The sequence below is a fragment of the Vibrio sp. 10N.261.51.F12 genome (assembly GCF_041471725.1).
Lineage (GTDB): Bacteria > Pseudomonadota > Gammaproteobacteria > Enterobacterales > Vibrionaceae > Vibrio.
In genome coordinates this window covers 128,428-152,104 of sequence record NZ_JBFROV010000004.1, presented here as the reverse complement: position 1 = coordinate 152,104, position 23,677 = coordinate 128,428, and the positions used below count along the sequence as shown (strand labels likewise).

The window sequence follows — 23,677 nt, the reverse complement described above, 5'->3', positions numbered from 1 at the left end:
ACAGATATGACAATTGAAATTCTGGTTCCAGACTTACCTGAATCTGTCGCTGATGCAACCGTCGCGACTTGGCATAAGAAACCAGGCGAAGCCGTGGCTCGTGATGAAGTCATTGTAGATATTGAAACCGACAAAGTTGTGCTAGAAGTGCCGGCTCCAGAGGCGGGTGTACTTGAAGAAATCATTCAAGAAGAAGGCGCAACCGTATTATCAAAAGAACTCATTGCTCGCTTGAAGCCTGGTGCTGTTGCCGGAGAGCCGACAAAAGATACCACTGACGCAACGCAAGCCTCACCGGATAAGCGCCATAAAGCGGCATTGACGGAAGAGTCTAACGACGCATTGAGCCCAGCGGTACGTCGCCTATTGGCGGAGCATAGCTTGAGAGCGGAAGATGTGAAAGGCACTGGAGTTGGTGGCCGAATCACTCGTGAAGATATTGACGCGCATCTTGCTTCGGCGAAAAAAGCACCGCAGGCAGATGATGTTGCAGTGGCTGCACCAATCTCGGCTCGTAGCCAAAAACGCGTTCCAATGACGCGTCTTCGCAAACGTGTTGCAGAGCGACTGCTTGAAGCGAAAAACAGCACTGCCATGCTAACGACGTTTAACGAAGTAAACATGAAGCCAATCATGGACTTGCGTAAGCAATATAAAGACCAGTTTGAAGAGCGTCACGGCACACGTTTGGGCTTTATGTCTTTCTACGTGAAAGCCGTAACAGAGGCACTAAAACGTTACCCTGAAGTGAACGCTTCAATCGATGGCGATGAAATTGTTTATCACAATTATTTCGATATTAGCATGGCGGTATCAACGCCTCGTGGTTTGGTGACACCTGTCCTAAAAGACTGTGACACGCTCGGGTTTGCTGGCATCGAAAAAGGCATTAAAGACCTGGCGATAAAAGGTCGTGATGGCAAGCTAACCGTTGAAGAGTTGATTGGCGGTAACTTCACTATTACTAATGGTGGTGTGTTTGGTTCTCTAATGTCAACGCCAATTATTAACCCACCGCAAGCGGCTATTTTGGGTATGCATAAGATCCAAGACCGACCAATGGCGGTGAATGGCAAGGTTGAAATCTTACCAATGATGTACCTAGCGCTGTCTTACGATCACCGTCTTGTTGATGGTCGTGAGTCGGTTGGTTTCTTGGTTACGATTAAAGAACTACTAGAAGATCCAGCACGCTTATTGCTCGACGTATAGTCACGTGTTGTTTGTTCATTTGGGTGGTTAAACATCCAAAGTAAAAGGGGCTAGGCAGGCTCAGCGTCTAGCTCTTATTTAGCCCTTTTATGGGCGATTCGTAGAAGTACCTCCTACAGACGTATGGCCAACTTATCGGCTTTATGGAAATAATAAATCCCTTTAGGGATAAACAAATGGAATAACGAAATGAATTTGCATGAATATCAAGCCAAACAGCTGTTTGCAGAATTCGGTTTGCCTGTACCAGAAGGTTTCGCATGTGATACGGCTCAGGAAGCTTTTGAAGCGGCTGGTCGTATTAGCACAGATAAAAAAGTAGTGAAGTGTCAGGTACACGCTGGTGGTCGCGGTAAAGCGGGTGGCGTTGAGTTGCATGATACGAAAGAAGGCGTTAAAGCGTTTGCACAAAAATGGCTTGGTAAAAACCTTGTCACTTTCCAAACGGATGCAAATGGCCAACCAGTGACGAAAATCTTGGTTGAAGAAGCATCAAATATCGCCAATGAACTGTACCTAGGCGCAGTTGTTGATCGCGCGACTCGTCGAATTGTCTTTATGGCTTCGACGGAAGGTGGCGTAGATATTGAGAAAATTGCAGAAGAAACCCCAGAGCTCATTCATCAAGCGGCCATTGACCCATTAGTTGGTCCTCAGGCTTACCAAGGGCGAGAGCTTGCATTCAAGCTTGGCCTCGTTGGTGATCAAATCAAACAGTTCGTTAAGATCTTCCTAGGTCTTGGCAACATGTTTGCTCAGTATGATTTAGCCCTATTAGAAATTAACCCACTGGTTGTGACGGCAGAAGGTAACCTTCTTTGCCTTGACGGAAAAATCAACATCGATTCAAATGCGATGTACCGTCAACCTAAACTGCGTGAGATGCACGATCCATCACAAGAAGATGAGCGCGAAGCACATGCGGCACAGTGGGAACTTAACTACGTAGCACTAGATGGCAGCATTGGCTGTATGGTTAACGGTGCTGGCCTAGCGATGGGCACAATGGACATCGTTAACCTGCACGGCGGTCAACCTGCTAACTTCCTTGATGTAGGGGGCGGCGCGACGAAAGAACGTGTAACGGAAGCCTTTAAAATCATCTTATCCGACACCAATGTTAAAGCGGTTCTTGTGAACATCTTTGGCGGTATTGTACGTTGTGATCTTATTGCTGACGGCATCATCGGTGCGGTTGAAGAAGTCGGTGTGGAAGTGCCAGTTGTTGTTCGCCTTGAAGGTAACAACGCGCCGTTAGGTTCGCAAAAACTTGCGGAAAGTGGTCTAAATATCATTGCTGCGACTTCTCTAACTGAAGCTGCGGAAAAAGTTGTTGCTGCAGCGGAGGGCAAATAATGTCTGTACTAATTAATAAAGATACGAAAGTTATTTGTCAGGGCTTCACTGGTGGTCAAGGTACATTCCACTCAGAGCAAGCGATTGACTACGGAACACAAATGGTTGGTGGTGTTTCTCCGGGTAAAGGCGGTCAAACACATCTTGGTCTTCCGGTGTTCAATACCGTTCGTCAGGCAGTAGAAGCAACAGGCGCTACTGCGTCAGTTATCTATGTACCAGCACCGTTTTGTAAAGACGCGATTCTTGAAGCGATTGATGCTGGCATAAAGCTCATCGTCACTATCACTGAAGGCATTCCTACGCTTGATCTTCTTGACGTTAAAGTCCGTCTAGATGAAGCGGGAGTTGTGATGATTGGACCTAACTGTCCAGGTGTGATTACGCCTGATGAATGTAAGATTGGCATTATGCCTGGTCATATTCATAAGAAAGGTAAAGTGGGCATCGTTTCTCGCTCAGGTACGCTGACTTATGAAGCCGTTAAGCAAACTACCGACGAAGGTTTCGGTCAGTCGACTTGTGTTGGTATTGGTGGTGACCCGATCCCAGGTTCAAACTTCATCGATATTCTTAAGCTTTTCCAAGAAGATCCTGAGACAGAAGCCATCGTAATGATTGGTGAGATCGGCGGTACAGCGGAAGAAGAAGCGGCAGCGTACATTAAAGCTAATGTCACTAAGCCAGTCGTTTCTTACATCGCAGGTGTTACTGCTCCTCCTGGTAAGCGTATGGGCCATGCTGGCGCAATTATCTCTGGTGGTAAAGGTACGGCTGAAGATAAGTTTGCAGCACTTGAAGAAGCTGGCGTCAAAACAGTGAAAAGCCTTGCTGATATCGGTAAAGCACTTCGTGAAGTCACTGGCTGGTAGGCGTTAGTCAGTTGTAGAATGCATAAAATGGCTCCCTAGGGAGCCATTTTTTATGGTCATCATTTTTTTTAACCTACTCAAAACTCGCGAGTAAGTAGCCAGGATCTAATCTCTGGAAGGAACAAGCTGAGCCATCAAGAAAAATGCGGCAGCGCTTATGACGACCGATGGCCCTGCTGGCGTGTCATAAAGCCAAGACAAGCTGAGTCCACATAATACGGCAATCATCCCGATAATCGAGGCTGTAAAGGCCATTCGCTCAGGTGTGCGGGTAAATTTACGTGCGGTCGCTGCTGGAATAATGAGCAGGGACGTCATGATGAGCGCACCGACAAATTTCATCCCAATGGCTATCACAAGCCCTACCATGAGCATGATCAGTAAGCGCATAAGGTCGACATTGACGCCCTCAACAGCAGCAAGGTCTTCACTCACGGTCGTAGAAAGCAACGGACGCCAAAAGACAAACAACAACCCACCAATAACGAGTACCCCACAATAGATGTAAACGAGATCCGTTGGGGATACGGCAAGCAAATCACCAAATAAGTAGCTCATTAAATCAACGCGGATATTGTCTAAGAAGCTAACGGCAACCAACCCGAGGGATAGCGCGCTGTGTGCCAAAATACCAAGAAGCGTATCAGTGGCGACAAGTTGCTGCTTTTGCAGGGTCACTAAAATAACAGCCAATGCCATACAGCAAATAATGAGTGCTAAATAGAGGTTAATGTTGAACAGAAAACCCAGAGCTAGCCCCATCAACGAAGCGTGCGCCAGTGTATCGCCAAAATAAGCCATTTTTCGCCAGACTACAAAAGAGCCAAGTGGCCCTGCAATCAAGGCAATACCAAGGCCTGCAAGAATCGAAGGAAGTAGAAACTCAATCATGATGCGAATGCCCGTGTTTATGATGTCCACATTGTGCAGCATCACCCGATACAGCGTCACCCGATAAATCATGATGATGGTGACTGTGCTGGTGTTGATAAAATGCCAAGGTTTCCTTGGTGGCACTGCCAAACAATGCAATATAGGACGGATGTTGCGTAATAGTTTGTGGGCTACCCTGACAACAGATGTGGTGATGAAGACAGATCACATCATCCGTTTTTGCCATGACTAAGTGCAAATCATGGGAGACCATAAAAACCGCGCAGCCGAAGCGGTGACGAATAGTATCAATTAATTCATACAAATCAATCTGACCTTGCACATCTACGCCTTGAGCGGGTTCATCCAAGACCAGTACATCAGGCCTTTGCAGCAGAGCTCTAGCAAGTAAAACACGTTGATTTTCACCACCAGAGAGCTGATGCATATTACTCGTGATAAGGTGCTCTGCGCCTACGAGTTTTAAAGCATCAAGTCGTTCTTGCGCGCTGTATTTTCCGGCAAGTGCTAAGAATCGACTGACATCTAGTGGCAGGGTTTCATTGAGCTTTAGCTTTTGTGGCACGTAGCCAATACGGAGCTTTTTAGCTCGAACCACGCTTCCTATATAGCGTTTTTGCAGACCTAATACGACTTTGACAAGCGTAGACTTTCCGGCACCGTTAGGACCAATTAGTGTAAGGATCTGACCCTTATTGATCGTCAATGTGATGTTATCGAGCACACGACGCTTACCGAACTCGACAGAAACACCATCGAGCCGAATTAATTCGGACATGAATAGAACTCATTTGCAAATGCTGAGTGTTATAATGTAACATTTAACGTATTCTTAAGCCAGTCTATGATAAGAGACCGCCATGTACCGTTATATTTCCACTGTTGCGCTAGCGACATTAATACCAATGAAAGCCAATGCTTTTGAAGTGTTAAGCAGTATTAAACCGTTTGAAATGATCTCTCATGAGTTGATCCTTGATGGCCAAACAACCTCTTCATTGTTGAATGCCAATGCATCGCCACACGACTATGCAATGAAGCCATCAGACGTAAAAAGATTGCGAAGCAGTGATTTGGTCGTCTGGTTTGGACCTGATCTTGAGAGCTTTCTTGCCAAGTCGCTCGACGGCAATACCAATGTCGTAAAAATTACTGATATTGACGGGCTGCCACTGCGTGAGTTCGGTAGTGATGACCATGGTCATGAAGGTCATCACCATGGTAGTTACGACCCGCACGTTTGGTTGGGACCCGCGCAAGCGGTAATAGTCGCGCAGGCAATTAGTCAAAAACTCATTGAAGTGGATCCTGATAACCAGGAAAAGTACGCTGCGAAGCTCGCGGATTTTAAGCGAAATCTTAGCCTGACCGAAGATAAAATAAAACACACGCTTGCCCCAATCAAAGAAGAAGGCTATTACGTATTTCATGACGCATACGGGTATTTCGAGTCGTACTTTGGTCTCAATAATCTTGGTCATTTTACCGTGAGTCCAGAGCGCAAGCCGGGCGCTAAGACACTGATTAATATTAAAAGCACATTAAAAAGTGAACAGGTAAAATGTGTGTTTGCTGAGCCCCAGTATACACCGGCTGTTATTGAAACCGTTACCCGCGGTACGGGTACTCACATCGGTAGACTCGATCCTTTAGGCACCGATATTGCTATTGAAAAAGGCAGTTATTTCACTTTCCTTGAATCGATTTCAATGAGTTACTCTGATTGTTTGTTGCAAGAATAAAGTGAGCGAGTGAGCTTTAACTAGCATGGGTGTGATCCAATAAACAGATTAACCGATGATTTTTAGAAGAACGCTTTAATAAAAAGGTCAAATCGATTAAATTGGTGATAATTATCGCCGCGAATTAACCAGGTTTACCTTGACTGACATTGCCTCTATCCAACGACGTTTACTGCCCATGTCTCTTACTCGAGTCATGGGCAGATTGTTGAGAGCGTATTTGTATAGAAGGCTTACAATAACCTATTCAGGCCTACTGCAGGGCATGCTTGTATTATCGGTCATGATCGCCTCTAAGGCTATTGCATCCGAATTTCCCCCTATTTTTTATCCACTTCAAATGCAATCACAAGGGCAGTATTTACCCGCTAAAAAACTCAATATGGGTCAGCAGGGGGGCTTGTGGTCATTTGACGTTCATGACCAATTACGCTTTTTCGATGGTAGCCGTTTTGTTGCGGTAAAGAATCCCCCATTTGAGGCCTCATCATCTACCTTTTCGCATGGGCAGTTCTGGTATTACCGTAATCATAGCGTGTACGCACAGGTTCCGACTGGCAATGAACGGCATGTTTATGATGTGGACTTGATTAATACGATAAGTAAAGTTGGCGCATCAAAAGATTATCTCTGGTTTGTCGATGAGGTGAATATTTATCTCTATTCAATGGGGGATAAACGAGTGACAGAGGTATCGCTGCAGAAATTTGAGCCTTTTCATTCAGGTTTAACGATAGACGTATCGGATGCCATATTGGTGCACAACACATGGTACTTCGCAACATCCGTTGGCGTCTTTGCTTGGGATAACCATGTTCTGAGCCGAGTTAAACTGTCCACAAGCGCGTTGGCCACGACGCTTTATTATTCTACCGACTTAAACCAACTCATTGTTGGCTACACCACCGGTGCAGAAATCTACTCTTTGAGTTCCTCACAGTCCCAGTATTTTGGTTTAGCGCGTTCGCATGTGTTGACCATCGACGAATCAGAACAATACATTTGGTTAGGAACAGAGCACGGACTCTACCTTGTTGATAAGCGAACCAAGCAAGCCAGAAAAGTCGAGGTAAACCCTAATGATGAATATGGTCTGATGGGGGAAAAAATTTACTCTTTAGCTCGAGATGGCACGCAGGGTATGTGGATAGCGACCAACAGCGGAGTGCGTTATTTTTCTGAGTATGATGCGTTATTTCGTCGGTTTTCAGTGACACATCAAGAGGATTTACGAAGGGTTGATACGAAATTAGATATGTTCGACAACCCACTCGGTGGATACTGGGTTGTGACCAATAATGGCCTGTATTCCATCAATAATGATGGATTATCAACGTTGGTATTTTGGGGGCAGGTCTCTTCTGTTGCACAGCGGGGTAAGACCCTTTGGCTGGCAACCGAGAGAGGACTGTTATCGTTAGATTTAGGTCGCTATCGGGTAGCGTCGTTAATGGATGAGTTTCCTACATTGCCAGCAGAGATCGATCATCTGTCTTTTCGTGGCTTTGATAACGATGATGATACTCTCTGGGTGAGCAGTGGATTGCGCGTATTAGCGATTGATCTATCCAACCATACACTACGAGATTTCGGTCAAGAATGGATACTGAAAAAACACCTGCCAGCTAAAATTACGTCGCTGAAAGCACTAACAAACAAAAAGTTAGCGGTTGGTACGGATCATGGATTGTATCTGATAGATAAGGATAAGAGCCACTATGTCAATGACAGTGAGTCCTTTGGACGTGTGATTGAAATGACGGATACCCGAGAGGGACTTTGGGCGGTGAGTAGCTACGGTGTATTCAATTATCACCTGCTGAACCAAGTATTGACGCCAATAGCCTTGCCACAAAATAATATTAGACCGGTATGTGTCACTCAAAGTAAAGAGGCAATATGGCTTATCACATCGAGAGGCGTAAGTGCACATTTACATACGGGTGCCTTGTTGCGTGAGCTCTCAGAGCCCTATGGTGTAATAAACAATGAATTTATTGATGGTAGTTGTGCGTATAACCAAGACACTGATGCGGTTGCTGTAGGTTCTCGATATGGCATTGTCGAATTTACCTCTGATGAGGTGTTGAGCGCGCCATACCCCACTCAAACCGTATTGATAACAGAACTTCGCGTTGATAACCAACCCGTGTCGATTGGAATGAAGCCATCAGAAGTGCTGCGTATTCCATATGGTGAATCGATAAGTGCTAGATTCGGCGTTTGGCCATTTTCTTCGGGACAAACCGTTGAATACCGTTTTGATGGTGATGAAGACTGGACACCTATCCAAGGGCTTGAGTTGAGCTTGGATAAACCTGCTGAAGGGATTCATCAACTATCCGTTCGCGTGCGTGGTGATGAGAGCACGCGTCGCCTAAAATCATTTCAATTTGTGGTGCTAACCCCATGGTATAAGTCTATTCGCTTCTATGCGTTTAGTGTGGTGATGTTGCTGGTGGTGATTATCTGGGGTGTTCTATGGCGTTCGCGACGTGTTACCGCAATTAATAAGATGTTAAAGACTCAGGTATCGCTTAAAACAGAGCAATTGCAGCATCAAAGCCGAGTGCTTATTCGGAGTAATCAGCAACTACGTAAAGTTTTTCACGTCAGGCAAGAGGTCGTACGTGACTTAGTGAAAGCGGCAATGGATGCATCAAAACAGAATGTTTGGTATCGAGAATATCAAGAAAAAATGCATCGGGATAATAAGCATCACGATGAACCATTTAATAACCTCGAAGCGGTTTTTAATAAAGACAGTCAACGTTCGCCAGTATGTTCTGTGAGTGCGTTTATTTATTTTTCCGTTAAGGCTTGGCAACAAGAGTTTGATAGTCATGGTGTGCGAATTAATTTGGGTGTTTTACCATCTCAAAGTAAGGTTATTTTAGACGATTGCAACCTAGATATTATTTTCAATTCTGTTTTGGCAAGTGCATTGAAGCGCCTAGTCAGGGGGCAAGTCATGGACATTATTGTCGATGTGGATCGAACTAAGCTAAGCGTGATATTTGAGGATTCAGGATTGCCGTTTCCGAGTGTAAACCGAGCGCCGGAGGGATTCGAAAGCACGGACTTAGAGAAAGTCTTAGACTTCAGCCCAAGTCGTTTACCTATGCATATACATAATTCGGGGGGGGAACTGCTTCCTATTGAAAGGGGTGAGTTGAATCGAGTGGTTATACGGTGGAACCTATATAGCGAGAACTCAGTGGCGACGATTGATAATCAACCGTTATTTGTCCCTCCTAGCCCCGTAACAAATACGTCGCCAACAACGCATGATAAAACGAGTGCTAAGCATGATGACTGGAAAACGAATGTGATTCAGTTAGTGGCAGAGCAATGTACTCACGCGGAATTCAGTACATCAAATGCCGCCAAGGCCTTGTTTATTTCTGAACGTAGTTTACAAAGGCGATTTAAATCTTTGTTTGGCGTTACGTTTTCTGACTACTTAAGTGAAGTTAGAATGGAAAAAGCATGTGAGATGCTACTGCAAGGAGACAAGGTCGCCGATGTTGCCTTTGCTTGTGGATTTAATGATCCTTCGTATTTTTCACAGCGTTTTAAGCTCTATTTTGGCATCTCACCCTCTAAGTTTGTGCTGCTAGATAACGATGAGTCTTCATAGCGAAAAGGCGTGGAAAAAAGCGCGTTGTTTGACGCGCTCGACCTCAAGGTTCGTGCGCTCAAACATGAGCTGATCGCCGGGACGTAGTTGTCCTAGCTTCATTAAATCTCGAAATGCAACCACCCCAATCTTACGGTAACCGCCAAGAGTTTGCCTATCTTGTAATAAAATAATGGGTGAGCCGCCATGAGTAATTTGAACGGAACCGCATACAATTCCCTCTGAGATCATGCTGATGTCCTGTGGTGTTAACCGCGGCTGGCTTAATTGCGGTGACGTCGATGTAGAAGAAGGTGAGCTGGTTTGATCTATGGTTAAACGAATGCCCATGCGATCAGTTTGCGGTGAAACGGTGAAGGTTCGCTGAAAAAAGTCACGTCGAAACGCATCAGAAAAAGTAGCGTGCTGATAGCTGGGAATCAATTTGATTTTTTGCAACGCGGGATACGTTGATATTTGTGAGCGAGGTATTTGAGATCCAGCCATAGGTGAGCGAGATCTTGGTGAATCTGACGTTGGCGCTATGGGCGATAGTGTATCTTGTTTTATTGCGAGTATGTCGCCTTTCTTTAGTGGTTCACCATTATTGATACCACCAACTTGATTTCTCATCACGGTAGAAACACTGCCGAGGTGTGAGGGGATATCAAACGCGCCTTGGATAGAAAGGTAGGTACGCAATCCACTTTTGGGACGTTTTAACGTCAAACACTCGCCTTTATTGAGGGTAAATGGCTGCCAACTTGAGATCGGTTGAAGGGAGGGGGTGGTCACCGCTTGGCAGTCTGCGCCAGTGAGAATCATGGTGATAGTGTCGGTTGCCTGAAATTGAGCATGTCCAAATAAGATCTCAATACTGCTATTTGTGATGGGATTTCCTAATGCCTTCTGTCCCCAGCAATGAGCATGCAAGTCGCAAGCCCCTCCTTGACTTAGACCAAATTGACCGACATTAAATCGCCCGAGATCTTGAACCAAACAGAGGTGGCCTGGATTAATGATCACCAATGCGGGCATAACTCACCTCCTAGTGCGATGAACTCATCTTGATGAATAGCATGGAATTGAACGCGGTCACCTACCTGTAATAACGAATGTTGCGGCGAAACGGCGTCATATAGCGAGACAGGGCAATTACCGATAATGTTCCAACCACCGGGTGTCGACATGGGATAAACCGCGGTTTGGCGGTCAGCAATACCTACGCTTCCTTTTGGTACGAATTTTCTTGGCTCTGTTAGCCTAGGCATGCGAATAAGAGGATCTACGTCAGCAAGAAAAGCAAAACCGGGAGCAAAACCTATTGCACAAACGGTATAAATTGTTGATTGATGGCAAGCGATAATGTCATGTGTTGAAAGCGAGAGTTGTGCGGCCATGTTGATGAGGTCGGGACCCACGCTGGTATCATAGTAGATAGGTAACTGGATGGTTTTTTGCAAGCGGTTTGAGTCTTGCCTCATTGGTTTTATCGCGCTGATGAAACGACGAAGTTCTGCGTCATCTAGCTTAAGCGGGTGGTACTCAATCGTGAGCGATGTATAAGATGGGATGCAATTTAGAATGTACGGTGCATAGTGTTGCTTAATCTGTCGTGCATACTCTGCGATCAGTACGGGTAGCTCTGGGTCAATCTCAGCACCAAAATAGACGATGAGACTAGACTCGGAAGCCGGTTGAATCGTTAGGCTACGGTTCATTGGTTAAACCATACTGATTAATTAATGTTCTTATTGATGTGGCGACTTCAATAGAGGCAGCGTTATCGCCATGAACACATAATGTACTTGCGCTGAGTTTCAGCGCACGACCTGTTGCTGAAAACACCACGCTATTTTCCAAGATCGAATGTGCTTGTGTAAGAATATCGTCTTCCTTGTGAAATACTGCGTCAGTTTGAGTACGCGGTGCTAATTCTCCACCTTCTGTATATCGACGGTCCGCAAAGGCTTCGAAGATGACCGTCACTCCCATTTCGTTAGCGAGATGAATCGGTGGCTCAGGTTGTTTGTTTGCTAAAAGCATCACAGGGAGATTGAGTATGGCCGCTGCCTTAAAAATAGCCGTCATAACGGACGTTGAAGCCATCATATCGTGGTACATCGCACCGTGAGGTTTTATGTAGTCGACTTGACATGAGTGCAGCTGACAGATTCCTTGTAATGCGCCGACTTGGTACATAATCGACGCGGTGATTGCACTTTCAGACATATCAATGCTTCTGCGACCAAAGCCTACTTTGTCATCGTAGCCGGGATGAGCGCCAATAGAGACATTATGCTGGCGGCATAGCCGAACGGTGTTAGACATCGTTTCTGGGTCGGAGGCGTGAAACCCACAGGCGATATTGGCCATATCCAATAGTGGGATTAGTTGTTCATCACGGCCAAGCGACCATATACCGTAGCTTTCACCTACGTCGCCATTTAGTGTCATCATGACTCTAATTTCCTGAAAATAAATGAATTCCATTATGCGGTAATTCTAGTCGAATAGACAAATTGAAGGGAGGTGAGCGTGTGGTTTTTGAGAAGAATAGACAAGAAGAAAAAAAAATCGCGGCACAGTCGGGGGACCATACCGCGGGTGTCAATGACACCTTCGCTTGCTGCCGGAGTGATGTGGATGACCACATCACCTCTGGAATTTCATAAACAGGCGCGATTTGCTCTGTTGAAATTTACTATAACGACTCTCACTTAATTTCCTTATAAAAAAAACGGCAACCTACCATAAAAATTACGACATTTTTAAGTTTTCATTGTAACTTGTTTATTTTGTTGGCTTTTTTGTTTGTTATTTTAGTTTTTTAGATTTTATAGAAAGGCCGTTAATCTATGGATGTCACTATTTTTGACGAAATTAACGTGATTTTTTTGACGTTACTTTCAGTTACAATTGCCACAAACTTGATTTAACGCAAAGCGGAACATAAGATTGCGCCTTTAAAATAACCGCTAATGTTAATATTTCTCATTACCAATCATACTTTGGGTGAACTAAATGAAGCTGGCTGAATTACAAGTAGGAAGCAGTGGTACGATTACTGCTTTATCGGGGCTCTCGACTGACGTCCGAAAGAAACTAATGGTAATGGGAATTTTACCTAATACAGAGATTAAAGTGATTCGCCGAGCTCCGATGGGTGATCCTCTTCAGATTGAAGTTCGTGGTGTCTCATTGGCTATTCGAAATGCGATAGCGCAATCCATTGAAGTGGAGTCTGCAAAATGAACTACACCATTTTAACGGTTGGTAACCCAAACAGTGGCAAAACGACCTTGTTCAATGGGCTTACCGGCGCTAAGCAACAAGTCGGTAACTGGGCGGGTGTCACCGTCGAAAAGAAAACGGGGCAATACCGTCACGCAGGCGATATGTTCCAGCTTACCGACCTGCCAGGTATATATGCACTGGATAGTGGTAATGATGGCAACAGTATCGATGAGTCAATAGCATCTCGTGCGGTTCTTACACATCCAGCCGATCTGATTATTAACGTTGTTGATGCGACCAGTCTTGAGCGCAGTTTATATATGACGCTTCAACTTCGTGAATTGGGTCGACCAATGATCGTTGTTCTTAATAAAATGGATGCGTTGAAGCGTGAACGCGTCAAACTGGACATTAAGGCGCTTGAAAAAACATTAGGCTGCCCAGTTCTAACACTTTCTGCGACAGATAAAGACCAAGTGAGAACGCTAAAGGAGCAACTGCATAAGATCTTAGTCCAAGGTTTGACCTTAGATAAAATCGATCTTAATTATGGCGATGACATGGAGCATGCCATTGCTAAGTTAGTGCCAATGTTTACGGGTGAGTCTGTCGATGCGAGAGCGTTGGCAATTCGTTCACTTGAAGATGATGTCATGGTATTGAATACCTTAACCAGTGAACAAAAAGAAGCGGTTGCAACGGCTCGTATGCAAACTGGGATAGATATTGACTTACAAGTTGCCGATGTTAAGTACACATTCCTCCATGAAGAATGTAAAAAATTACGCCGCAGTGAAGGCAAATTAAGCCGTAGCTTTACTGAAAAAGTGGATGGTTTTATCCTTAATAAGTGGGTTGGGATTCCGTTTTTCTTTGTTGTTATGTACCTGATGTTCATGTTCTCTATTAACATCGGTAGCGCGTTTATTGATTTCTTTGATATTGGCGTAGGGGCATTGCTTGTTGATGGCGGTCATCACCTATTAGACGATCACCTGCCAGTTTGGTTGGTGACTTTAATCGCCGATGGTGTGGGTGGCGGTATTCAAACGGTGGCAACCTTTGTTCCTGTCATTGCTGCACTTTATTTGTTCCTTGCGGTATTAGAAAGTTCTGGCTACATGGCCCGCGCTGCTTTTGTTCTTGATAAAGTGATGCAAAAAATCGGTCTACCAGGTAAGGCATTTGTACCACTTGTTCTTGGGTTTGGTTGTAATGTACCTTCCATAATGGCGACTCGTACCCTTGACCAAGAACGTGAACGTAAGTTAGCAGCATCAATGGCTCCGTTTATGTCGTGTGGTGCTCGTTTACCTGTTTATGCATTATTTGCAGCAGCTTTCTTTCCAGACAGTGGGCAAAACATTGTTTTCGCTCTTTATGTGTTGGGTATTGTTGCCGCTGTATTTACCGGGCTTGTGCTAAAACACACCATTTACCCTGGTTCAAGCGATAGCTTGGTCATGGAGATGCCAGACTACGAGTTACCAACCGTTCAAAATGTCATGATAAAGACATGGCAAAAACTGAAGCGCTTCGTACTTGGTGCTGGTAAGACTATCGTGGTGGTGGTGACCATTCTTAGCTTCTTTAATTCAGTTGGCATGGATGGTTCGTTTGGTAACGAAGACAGTGAAAATTCTGTGTTATCAAAAGCGGCGCAAGTCGTAACTCCTGTTTTTGCTCCGATGGGCGTTCAGCAAGACAACTGGCCAGCGACGGTCGGTATTATCACGGGCATTTTCGCAAAAGAAGCCGTGGTTGGTACACTCAATAGCTTGTATACGTCAGGCGATGATGAGGGTGCTGAGTTTGACCTGATGGCGAGTTTGCAAGAAGCGGTGGCGTCTATTCCAGAGAATCTGGCAGGGTTGAGTTATTCTGATCCATTAGGTGTTGATGTCGGTGATTTGTCCGATACCAATGCGGTGGCCGCAGATCAGGAAGTTGATTCATCGATATTTGGTAACCTGAAAGGGTACTTTGTGAGTGCTAATGCTGCGTTTGCTTACCTTATCTTTATCTTGCTCTACACGCCTTGTGTGGCAGCAATGGGCGCGTATGTGCGAGAGTTTGGTCAGAAATATGCACGCTTTATTGGTGTTTGGACCATGGGGCTTGCTTATGGCAGCGCGACATTATACTACCAAGTGACTCACTTTAGTGCGCACCCAATGTCGAGTGCTGCTTGGATCTGTGGCATCCTAGTGTTCTGTTTGTTGGTCTTTAAGTTGTTGAAATCGGAAGGCAAGAAGCAACAAAAAGGCTTAGAGGCACAGGTGGCATGATCTTAGCTGACTTGAAAGCGCATATTGAGCATCACCCTGGCGTCACTCGCCAAGCGCTTGCTGCAGAGTTTGCCTTGAGTGAAGATGGCGTAGAAGCCATGCTTGAGGTATGGATACGGAAAGGTAAACTGTCGAGAACAGAGGACTGTGATAAAGCCGGACAATTGCTTCGAGTGAGATATCACGTCAACCAACCCAATGGGTTGTCTATCCAAGTTAAGATGTAAAAAAAGGCCTCATGTTGAGGCCTTTTTTATTACCCATGTAAACACTCATTATCGTGTTGAAAATTCGGCACACTTCGACAGTTCATTTCGTAGTTGAGCGACGAGTGCTTCTTGAGCACTCTCGGCTCGATATTGTCCTTTGGTGCTGCCCCACAGCGGACCGGGCCAGGCTATATCGTGATGGAATCTAGCAATATGGTGGATGTGAAGCTGTGGCACCATGTTACCTAATGCACCAAAGTTGAGCTTATCTGGAGAGAATAAGGTTTCGAGGGCGAGGTTGATACATTGTGACTCATTTAGAAATTGTTGCTGCTGATCCATTGGTAAGTGATGGAGTTCAGTAAGGTCAGGGTGCTTGGGAACCAAAATCACCCAAGGTACAGAATCATCTCGGTGCAGTAATGCAATGCAGAGCGGAAAATCACCAAGATAAACGGTATCTTGAGCAAGTTGAGGGTGCAGTGAAAACGTCATTGTATTCTCCTGAAACTGAATTAAAAAAGGCGAGTTGCTTTCGCAATTCGCCTTTTATTTGACTATAACTTCATTGAAGTACAGTGGGTCGTTACATTCTGTCTAATGTTTCGATGCCAAGTAGATCCAAGCCTTGTTTGATGGTCTTCGCTGTTAGCGCAGCCAACTTCAAACGGCTTTGTTTTGTTGTTTCATCTGCTGCACTAAGAATAGGGCAAGCTTCGTAGAAGCTAGAGAACTGACCAGCAAGTTCAAACAGGTAGCTACACATAATATGAGGCTGACCTTCTTTGGCTACAGACTGCACGGCTTCTTCAAACTGCATAAGCTTAGCAACCAACGCTTTTTCTTTCTCATCAGTAATGAGAATGTCGCCTTGAAGCTCATCCATAGAAACGCCAGCTTTTGCAAATACAGAGGCAACACGCGTATATGCGTATTGCATGTATGGGGCCGTGTTACCTTCAAAAGCTAACATGTTGTCCCAATCAAACACATAATCGGTAGTACGGTGCTTGGATAGATCTGCGTACTTGACGGCTGCCATGGCAACAGTATTCGCGATGTTCGCTTTTTCCGCTGATTCTAGCTCAGGATTTTTTGATTCAATAAGTGCGCCAGCACGCTCGATGGCTTCATCAAGTAGGTCGGCTAGACGAACGGTACCGCCTGCACGAGTCTTAAATGGGCGACCATCTTTGCCTAGCATCATACCAAACGCATGGTGCTCAAGCGTGGTGCTTTCCGGCACATAACCAGCTTTACGAACAATAGTCCAAGCTTGTTGTAGATGCTGATGTTGACGAGAGTCAATGAAGTACAGCACGCGATCAGCATTTAGCTGCTCATAACGATATTTCGCACATGCAATATCAGTAGTGGTGTATAGGAAGCCGCCGTCACGCTTTTGGATGATGACACCCATAGGCTCGCCGTCTTTGTTTTTGTATTCGTTTAGGTAGACCACTTGAGCGCCGTCACTTTCAACAGCCAGTCCTTGCTCTTGAAGATCTTTGACAATACCTGGCAGCATGTCGTTATACATGCTCTCACCCATCACGTCATCACGAGTCAGTGATACATTCAAGCGATCGTAGTTAAGTTGGTTTTGAACCATGGTGACATCGACCAGTTTTTTCCACATTTGAGCACAGAACTCATCGCCGCCTTGTAGTTTCACTACGTAGCCACGAGCGCGGGCTGCAAACGCTTCGTCTTCATCGTAAAGTTTTTTAGATTCACGGTAGAAGGCTTCAAGATCGGACAGTTCCATAGAAACTTCGCCTGACTCTTTTTGCACACGCTCAAGGTTAGCGATAAGCATGCCAAATTGTGTGCCCCAGTCGCCAATGTGGTTCGCGCGGATAACATTGTGTCCCAAGAACTCCAGCGTACGAACAACCGCGTCACCAATGATGGTAGAACGCAAGTGGCCAACGTGCATTTCTTTTGCCACGTTTGGTGCCGAGTAATCTGCAACAATATTTTGTTGTTCTTGAGCCGCTACGCCAAGGCGAGAGTCAGCTAATGCGGCTTCTGCGCTTTTTGCTAGGAATTCTTCACTAAGGAAAATATTGATGAAACCAGGGCCTGCGATTTCAGTTTTGCTTGCAATGCCATCTAGGTCCAAAACGTCTAGGACTTTTTGAGCGAATTCTCGTGGATTACTGCCCAACTTCTTAGCAACGCCCATGACGCCATTGGCTTGGTAGTCACCAAACTGTGGTTTCGCAGATTGGCGAACTGCTGCAGGGCTGCCTGCTGGTGCGCCAGCGGCTTCAAGAGCCTGAGATACTTTGTCGTTGATCAGTGCTTGGATATTCACACGCGTTTCCTTCAATTCTTGGAATTGGTTTTCACTAGTAATTTGGCGCACATAATAACAACTTTAACGTCTTGCACCTAGGGGCAAACATTGGATTTTTTCTTAATCTTAAGGATTACTGGTAGTATTTACCCCTCGAAGGACAAAAAGAGTGATCACCTAGTGCAACAAACCCTGATGCAAAAAGGCTTAATGCCTTCTCAAATGTTGAATGAAATCGACACATTTACGGATAAAATCCAGACTTTATGCGACACATTATCCCTCGATCTCTCCGATTATCAGGCTGATCACATTGCGCTGAGAATCAACGATTATGATGTCGCTCAGGCGGCGCATCAAGAGTGGTTGTCATACGGAGAGGTGATTTCTCAGGCCAGCATTAATGGTCGACCAATCATCGTCTTAGCGTTTAAAGAACCCCTAAAGACAGCCCTAGGTCGTATCGAATGTTTAGAGTTGCCTTACCCTGCACCGAACAAGCAGCACCCTATTGAGCACTGGGAGCATGTCGAATTTGTGATTCCTTCGGATGCCACGACGGCGGATGATTTTCTTAGTGAGCTTTGTCTGCGTTTTCCTTTGCTCTCGAAAAAGCTGACACAACTCGATGAAAGCGGCGTAGTCATGAAGTTGTCGAGCCCTCACGGTGAGGGGGAACGTTTAGCAAACCCGACCGTGGCATTCAAATCTGATGGGGTGTGTATCAAACTGCACCCTCATAGTTTGAAAAACATAGTGGCCTCTGAGCAAGTATAGTGGTTTCTGAGCGAGTATAGTGGCCTCTGAGTAAGTATTAAGTGGCCCTGCGCAAGCTCGGCATCTGTAAGCAAGCCCTGTAGGTGATTGGATGCTGTCCTTGAGTTGATAAGAATCCCACATATCGACTCAAGGATGCAAAAACGCACACGAAATAGACAAATGGATACCGATAAACGGCTAAATAACAACTAAACTTATCAAAAACACGTAAAGGTGCATGATGAAGTTTATCGTAATGCTGGCATTGGCTTGTCTCGCTTTCCCTTCCGTTTCTGCGTCGTACAATCGCGATTCATCTTTTGATATTGATAATCCAACGTGCGAAGCCATGGCGAATCAAGCCGTCACCAATGGTCGCATAACACTCAATTTTACGTTCTGCAATCGAATTCAATTACCAGATGAAAAGCCTGTAGCGTGGTCACCTTCTTATATAGCCGCCTATGAAAAAGCAGGAACTCGTTGGCTAGAAGTCTTAACCGCAGTCAATGAGGTTGAGCATCACGTCATCGACATCGATGTGTACGTGGTCCCGCTTGCTGATGCAAACGGCATGGCGGGGCCGGAACATGAAATTGATGTGAATTGGCGATTGATCCCCACGAAAGGGTCGATTTTTATTGGCAGTCATACCTACACCGATGGTGTTGATGCGACTGAGTTCAATGCCAATATATTGCATGAGATGGGGCATGTGTTTGGTGTTGGGGCGTATACCGCTGATTACACTCGATTGGACGCTCAATTAGGCAATGTATTTAAGGTCCGTGATAGTCAGGCAATAAAACAATACAACCGGCAGTATAAAGTGGATTATCGAGTGTTACCGATAAGCGATGATGGCGGCCACCTGTACGACACGAAATGGGCTGAAGACAAAAAACGCTATGATAAGAATGGGCGGCCAGTGCCCGTCATGACGCAAGAATTGATGGCGAACGGGAATCTAATTGGCCCAGTGACCATGGGCCTAATGGATGATTTAGGTTATCAAGTCAATTATGCCAATGGTGACACGTATTAGTCGCGCAGATCAGTGCGGATTGTTATTTTTAAAAGCCCCCTTTCATTTTGAGAGGGGGCTTTTTCGTGTTTAAGACGACAGGTTGTGATAGTGCACAATGCACGTCGTTATCTGACGCACATTATAATATGTTGTATTAACTTATGCGCATTATCTGATGCTATAGGATAACCGTCTTATTGCCGTAAACAAACACGTGGTCATTGACGACTTTGTTCAGCGCTTTAGAAAGCACATTCTTTTCTACATCACGGCCAGCTTGTGCCATATCAGCAGCGCTGAAGTTATGATCGACAGGGATCACGTCTTGCTTAATGATTGGCCCTTCATCAAGGTCGTTAGTGACAAAGTGAGCCGTTGCTCCGATGATTTTTACACCGCGGTCATAGGCTTGTTGATAAGGCTTCGCGCCAATAAATGCAGGAAGAAAGCTATGATGTATGTTGATGATCTTATGGTGATACTTTTCAACAAAGCTAGGTGTTAACACGCGCATGTATTTGGCGAGTACAAGGTAATCGGCATCATACTGGTCGATGACATTGAGCATTTCTGCTTCGTGTTCTTCACGATTCAGTCCCACATGAGAAACGTGATGATAAGGGATATCAAATTTTTCCGTTAGCCCTTGTAGGGTGTCGTAGTTACCGACTACTGCGGCAATGTCTACATTCAAACTACCATCGAAGTTTTTCATCAAAATATCGCCCAAACAGTGCGCTTCTTTTGTGACGAGAATAACCACACGTTTTCGTGATGAATCGACCAGTGAGCGTTTGGTCCCTGTAGGCAGAGCTTGGTCAAGGTCGGCGAGTAAGGTTTGATTATTAAAATAACCTTCAAGCTCAGTACGCATAAAGAAATGACCACTGGCATTATCCACAAATTCATTGTTATGGATGATATTCAGCTGGTGCTTGTAACAAATGTTGGTGATCTTTGAGATGAGCCCCGGCGCATCGTTGCAATGCGTTAGCAGAGTTTTCTTTTCCATGATTTACGGCTTCCGTGAAATAGTAAAAATTCTGAACCAATTGAAGTAACTCGATCTCAATAATGTTGAATAGACAATCTATTGAAGTGAATCGTAACTTACGATCAAGAGGATTTAAGTTTGGTGCGTATCCCGCTTTGGTATGTTTAGCGTCAATATATTCAGCGTTGGTACGCCTAATTTTGGAGCGTTTAATGCAGTAACACGCAATCTGTCACCCAGTTTTAATCGATTTTGCATAAGGTTTCAACAAAATCAAACCGACACGTGTTTATTCTTAATAAAGAGCGGTGAGTGTGAATGATAACTCACCTTGATTTTTTACTTTTAAAAGCAGAAACGATTTGAGAGGTTCAAGCTTGTCCCCTTGTTCGGGTATACTGGTGGCATTAGAATCTAAATGACTCGGTGTAATGGTATCTAAGGCAATAAATAAGGCTTTCGCATCAGGGGGCGCTTTAGGGCAAGTGATCCCTGGTTTTCAACCGCGCCAGCCACAGCTCGATATGGCGAATGCGGTAGAAGCCGCGATCCAACAAGATCAGCAACTGGTTGTTGAGGCGGGAACGGGCACGGGGAAAACCTTCGCTTATTTGGTTCCAGCGTTACTTAGCGGCAAGAAAACCATCATTAGTACCGGGTCAAAAAACCTGCAAGAGCAGCTGTTTCACCGTGATCTCCCCCTGATGGTGGATGCACTCGGTTTTCACGGTAAGGTGTCACTGTTAAAAGGGCGCTCCAACTATTTATGCCATGACCGTCTAAGTCGTCAAATGGTAGAGAGCCACACCACCGAAACCAATACTGAGCTGTTGTCGCAACTGGTCAAGGTGCGAGGTTGGGCATCCGAGACTCAATCAGGCGATTTAGGGGAGTGTGATGCTATTGCCGAGGACAGCCCTGTCATCCCCACTATTACCTCAACCAATGACAATTGCTTGGGTAAAGATTGCCCGAGTTTTCAAGACTGCTTTGTTTTAAAAGCCAGAAAGCGGGCGTTGGATTCCGATGTCGTCGTCGTCAATCACCATCTGTTTTTAGCCGACTTAGCGATTAAAGAAACAGGGTTTGGGGAGCTGATTCCGGAAGCTGAAGTGTTTATTTTCGATGAAGCGCATCAGATTCCCGATATTGCTAGTCAGTATTTTGGGCAATCATTGTCGAGCCGCCAGATCCAAGAATTGGCAAAAGATATTGATATTGGCTACCGCACTGAAGCGCGGGATATGAAGCAATTGCAAAAAGCGGGTGATCGCTTGTCTCAAGCTGCGATGGATCTACGAATTGTATTAGGTGATACCGGTTTCCGCGGCAACTGGCGTGATGCGATACAGTCACCGTCTATATTACGAGAGGTCGAAAGGCTGCGAGATTCGGTGGTGTTGTGCATCGACGTGTTGAAGCTTGCCTTAGGGCGAAGCCAATTGTTGGATACGGCATTCGAACGTGCAAACCTAATCAAAGGGCGTATCGAGCGAGTGTGTGATGTATCCATCACTGGGTATTCATATTGGTACGATACAACGCCGAGGCAGTTTAGTTTACATATCACACCATTAAGCGTCGCTGACAAATTTCATGAGCAGATTGAGCTAAAAGGCGGAGCGTGGATCTTTACCTCAGCCACCCTGGCGGTGTCGGAGGACTTCCAGCATTTCACCTCTCGTTTGGGATTGACACCGACACAACAATTCTCACTGCCAAGCCCTTTTGACTACTCCAAACAAGCTCGGTTGTGTGTACCTCGTTATCTGCCAGAGCCTAATAGTAAAGGGTTGGCTGAAAAACTGGTGTCGATGCTGGCCCCCGTCATCGAAAAAAACCAAGGGCGCTGCTTCTTTCTGTGCACATCCCATAGCATGATGCGAGAGTTAGGGGAGCGCTTTCGTGAAACCTTGTCTCTGCCAGTGTTGTTGCAAGGAGAAACCAGTAAACAAAAAACGTTGGCTGAGTTCATGGAGTTGGGTAATGCACTGTTGGTGGCGACCGGCGCGTTTTGGGAGGGAATAGATGTTAGAGGTGACGCATTGAGCTGTGTTATTATCGACAAATTACCGTTTACGGCTCCTGATGACCCGCTTTTAAAAGCACGGATCGAGGATTGTAAGCTACAGGGTGGGGACCCTTTTAACCATGTCCAATTACCGGATGCGGTTATCACCCTAAAACAAGGGGTCGGTCGACTGATTCGAGACCAAAAAGATTGTGGGGCGCTCATTATTTGCGACAACCGATTGGTGACTCGTGATTATGGCGCGACATTCTTGGCCAGTTTACCGCCGATTCCAAGAACGCGAGACCTCGAAAAAATAGAGGCATTTTTGCTACAATCCCAGCAAAATGCGACAGAAAAAGCACCCATTGAGAAATAGATGACTAACAAAATTCTAGCAATTGATACCGCCACTGAAAACTGCTCTGTAGCGCTTTTGGTCGGTGATAAAACGTATACTCGTAGCGAGCTTGCACCGCGTGATCACACCAAAAAAGTGCTGCCAATGGTTGATGAGTTACTAAATGAAGCGGGTCTAACGCTGCATGACCTTGATGCGCTTGCCTTTGCGCGTGGTCCAGGTAGCTTTACGGGGGTTCGTATCTGTATCGGTGTCGCCCAGGGGCTGGGATTTGGTGCAGACTTACCCATGATCGGTATCTCTACGCTTAAAGCGATGGCGCAGGGCTGTTTCAGAGAAAATGGCGCAACGCACGTTGCTAGCGCAATTGATGCTCGCATGAGTGAGGTGTATTGGGGACGTTTCGAGCGTGCAGAAAATGGCGATTGGACCGAGTTTGATGCAGAGCAAGTGGTCGCACCGGATGCTGTTGTGGCGAATACGTCAGCCGATGAGCATACGTGGGTAACCGCTGGTACAGGATGGGACGCTTATGCTGAATCGCTTTCGACGCTAGCGTTGACGACAGAAGTGTCTGGTGTTTTGTACCCTGAAGCCGAGGACATCGCATTTTTGGCGCAGTATGAATTAGCGAAAGGCAACGTAGTGGCTGCGGAAGAAGCGAGCCCGGTTTATCTTCGTGATAATGTGACTTGGAAAAAACTACCAGGCCGCGAATAACACATTGATAAAATGGTTAAGTGAAGGCTTAACCCTTTTTATATGAGCCGTTTTTACGTCGCCTAACACTTATA

21 protein-coding genes are annotated in these 23,677 nt (G+C 45.5%); 13 read left to right on the top strand and 8 right to left on the bottom strand.

Annotation, left to right across the window (positions count from 1 at the left end):
- Positions 1-6 precede the first annotated feature (6 nt).
- The 3 genes from odhB to sucD all read left to right on the top strand — a co-directional run bounded on the left by odhB (position 7) and on the right by sucD (position 3,440).
- Positions 7-1,212, top strand: coding sequence for a 2-oxoglutarate dehydrogenase complex dihydrolipoyllysine-residue succinyltransferase (gene odhB / locus AB4405_RS02515; protein ID WP_372059481.1), 1,206 nt, complete (start codon positions 7-9; stop codon positions 1,210-1,212).
- A 189-nt stretch (positions 1,213-1,401) separates the two neighbouring features.
- Complete coding sequence (gene sucC, locus AB4405_RS02510; protein ID WP_372059480.1) at positions 1,402-2,568, top strand: ADP-forming succinate--CoA ligase subunit beta; 1,167 nt, start codon at positions 1,402-1,404, stop codon at positions 2,566-2,568.
- Positions 2,568-3,440 carry a succinate--CoA ligase subunit alpha gene (gene sucD / locus AB4405_RS02505; protein ID WP_102468795.1) on the top strand — a complete coding sequence of 291 codons (873 nt, stop codon included), beginning with the start codon at positions 2,568-2,570 and terminating at the stop codon, positions 3,438-3,440. The genes sucC and sucD overlap by 1 nt, the downstream gene beginning before the upstream one ends.
- A 105-nt stretch (positions 3,441-3,545) precedes the next feature.
- Here sucD and znuB read toward each other — a convergent pair whose 3' ends face one another.
- Both znuB and znuC read right to left on the bottom strand, forming a co-directional pair.
- On the bottom strand, positions 3,546-4,331 hold the full coding sequence (znuB, locus tag AB4405_RS02500; RefSeq protein ID WP_102468794.1) for a zinc ABC transporter permease subunit ZnuB: 786 nt from the start codon (positions 4,329-4,331) through the stop codon (positions 3,546-3,548).
- A complete protein-coding gene (gene znuC, locus AB4405_RS02495) occupies positions 4,324-5,112 on the bottom strand; it encodes a zinc ABC transporter ATP-binding protein ZnuC (protein ID WP_372059479.1) in 789 nt (262 codons plus the stop codon). Before znuC ends, znuB begins: the two co-directional genes overlap by 8 nt.
- Before the next feature lie 82 nt (positions 5,113-5,194).
- On the opposite strand from znuC, the gene znuA reads away from it, so the two are divergent.
- Positions 5,195-6,076, top strand: coding sequence for a zinc ABC transporter substrate-binding protein ZnuA (znuA, locus tag AB4405_RS02490; protein WP_102468792.1), 882 nt, complete (start codon positions 5,195-5,197; stop codon positions 6,074-6,076).
- Between the two features lie 220 nt (positions 6,077-6,296).
- Positions 6,297-9,716: a helix-turn-helix domain-containing protein gene (locus tag AB4405_RS02485; protein WP_372059478.1), complete on the top strand. Its 3,420-nt coding sequence runs from the start codon at positions 6,297-6,299 to the stop codon at positions 9,714-9,716.
- Here the strand turns inward: AB4405_RS02485 and AB4405_RS02480 are convergent.
- Genes AB4405_RS02480 through AB4405_RS02470 form a run of 3 tightly spaced genes read right to left on the bottom strand, consistent with a single transcriptional unit; the run spans position 9,711 to position 12,152 of the window.
- Positions 9,711-10,733: a biotin-dependent carboxyltransferase family protein gene (locus tag AB4405_RS02480; protein WP_372059477.1), complete on the bottom strand. Its 1,023-nt coding sequence runs from the start codon at positions 10,731-10,733 to the stop codon at positions 9,711-9,713. The two genes, AB4405_RS02485 and AB4405_RS02480, sit on opposite strands and share 6 nt — an antisense overlap.
- Complete coding sequence (gene pxpB / locus AB4405_RS02475; RefSeq protein WP_372059476.1) at positions 10,718-11,416, bottom strand: 5-oxoprolinase subunit PxpB; 699 nt, start codon at positions 11,414-11,416, stop codon at positions 10,718-10,720. The genes AB4405_RS02480 and pxpB overlap by 16 nt, the downstream gene beginning before the upstream one ends.
- Positions 11,406-12,152 carry a 5-oxoprolinase subunit PxpA gene (locus tag AB4405_RS02470; RefSeq protein WP_372059500.1) on the bottom strand — a complete coding sequence of 249 codons (747 nt, stop codon included), beginning with the start codon at positions 12,150-12,152 and terminating at the stop codon, positions 11,406-11,408. Before AB4405_RS02470 ends, pxpB begins: the two co-directional genes overlap by 11 nt.
- An 83-nt stretch (positions 12,153-12,235) precedes the next feature.
- On the opposite strand from AB4405_RS02470, the gene AB4405_RS02465 reads away from it, so the two are divergent.
- The 4 genes from AB4405_RS02465 (at position 12,236) to AB4405_RS02450 (ending at position 15,447) form a co-directional block, all read left to right on the top strand.
- Entirely contained in the window at positions 12,236-12,370 is a 135-nt protein-coding gene (locus AB4405_RS02465; protein WP_277869432.1) for a hypothetical protein, read from the top strand.
- A 349-nt stretch (positions 12,371-12,719) separates the two neighbouring features.
- Positions 12,720-12,950, top strand: a complete 231-nt coding sequence (locus AB4405_RS02460; RefSeq protein WP_102468787.1) for a FeoA family protein — start codon at positions 12,720-12,722, stop codon at positions 12,948-12,950.
- Complete coding sequence (feoB, locus tag AB4405_RS02455; protein WP_372059475.1) at positions 12,947-15,220, top strand: Fe(2+) transporter permease subunit FeoB; 2,274 nt, start codon at positions 12,947-12,949, stop codon at positions 15,218-15,220. The genes AB4405_RS02460 and feoB overlap by 4 nt, the downstream gene beginning before the upstream one ends.
- Positions 15,217-15,447, top strand: coding sequence for a FeoC-like transcriptional regulator (locus AB4405_RS02450; protein ID WP_102468785.1), 231 nt, complete (start codon positions 15,217-15,219; stop codon positions 15,445-15,447). Before feoB ends, AB4405_RS02450 begins: the two co-directional genes overlap by 4 nt.
- A gap of 48 nt (positions 15,448-15,495) precedes the next feature.
- Here AB4405_RS02450 and AB4405_RS02445 read toward each other — a convergent pair whose 3' ends face one another.
- Entirely contained in the window at positions 15,496-15,924 is a 429-nt protein-coding gene (locus AB4405_RS02445) for an HIT domain-containing protein (protein ID WP_372059474.1), read from the bottom strand.
- A 91-nt stretch (positions 15,925-16,015) separates the two neighbouring features.
- The gene (argS, locus tag AB4405_RS02440) at positions 16,016-17,749 is read right to left on the bottom strand and encodes an arginine--tRNA ligase (RefSeq protein ID WP_372059473.1); all 1,734 of its coding nucleotides are present in this window, start codon (positions 17,747-17,749) and stop codon (positions 16,016-16,018) included.
- Positions 17,750-17,911: 162 nt separating this feature from the next.
- Between argS and AB4405_RS02435 the strand changes: the two genes are divergently transcribed.
- A complete protein-coding gene (locus AB4405_RS02435; RefSeq protein WP_372059472.1) occupies positions 17,912-18,508 on the top strand; it encodes a VOC family protein in 597 nt (198 codons plus the stop codon).
- Between the two features lie 220 nt (positions 18,509-18,728).
- Positions 18,729-19,535, top strand: a complete 807-nt coding sequence (locus AB4405_RS02430; RefSeq protein ID WP_372059471.1) for a hypothetical protein — start codon at positions 18,729-18,731, stop codon at positions 19,533-19,535.
- Between the two features lie 160 nt (positions 19,536-19,695).
- Here the strand turns inward: AB4405_RS02430 and purU are convergent, their stop codons facing one another.
- On the bottom strand, positions 19,696-20,529 hold the full coding sequence (gene purU, locus AB4405_RS02425; protein ID WP_102468780.1) for a formyltetrahydrofolate deformylase: 834 nt from the start codon (positions 20,527-20,529) through the stop codon (positions 19,696-19,698).
- Between the two features lie 413 nt (positions 20,530-20,942).
- Here purU and AB4405_RS02420 point away from each other — a divergent pair, with 413 nt between their 5' ends.
- Together AB4405_RS02420 and tsaB are read left to right on the top strand one after the other, a co-directional pair.
- Positions 20,943-22,901, top strand: a complete 1,959-nt coding sequence (locus AB4405_RS02420; RefSeq protein ID WP_372059470.1) for an ATP-dependent DNA helicase — start codon at positions 20,943-20,945, stop codon at positions 22,899-22,901.
- A complete protein-coding gene (tsaB, locus tag AB4405_RS02415; RefSeq protein ID WP_372059469.1) occupies positions 22,902-23,603 on the top strand; it encodes a tRNA (adenosine(37)-N6)-threonylcarbamoyltransferase complex dimerization subunit type 1 TsaB in 702 nt (233 codons plus the stop codon).
- Positions 23,604-23,677: the final 74 nt, after the last annotated feature.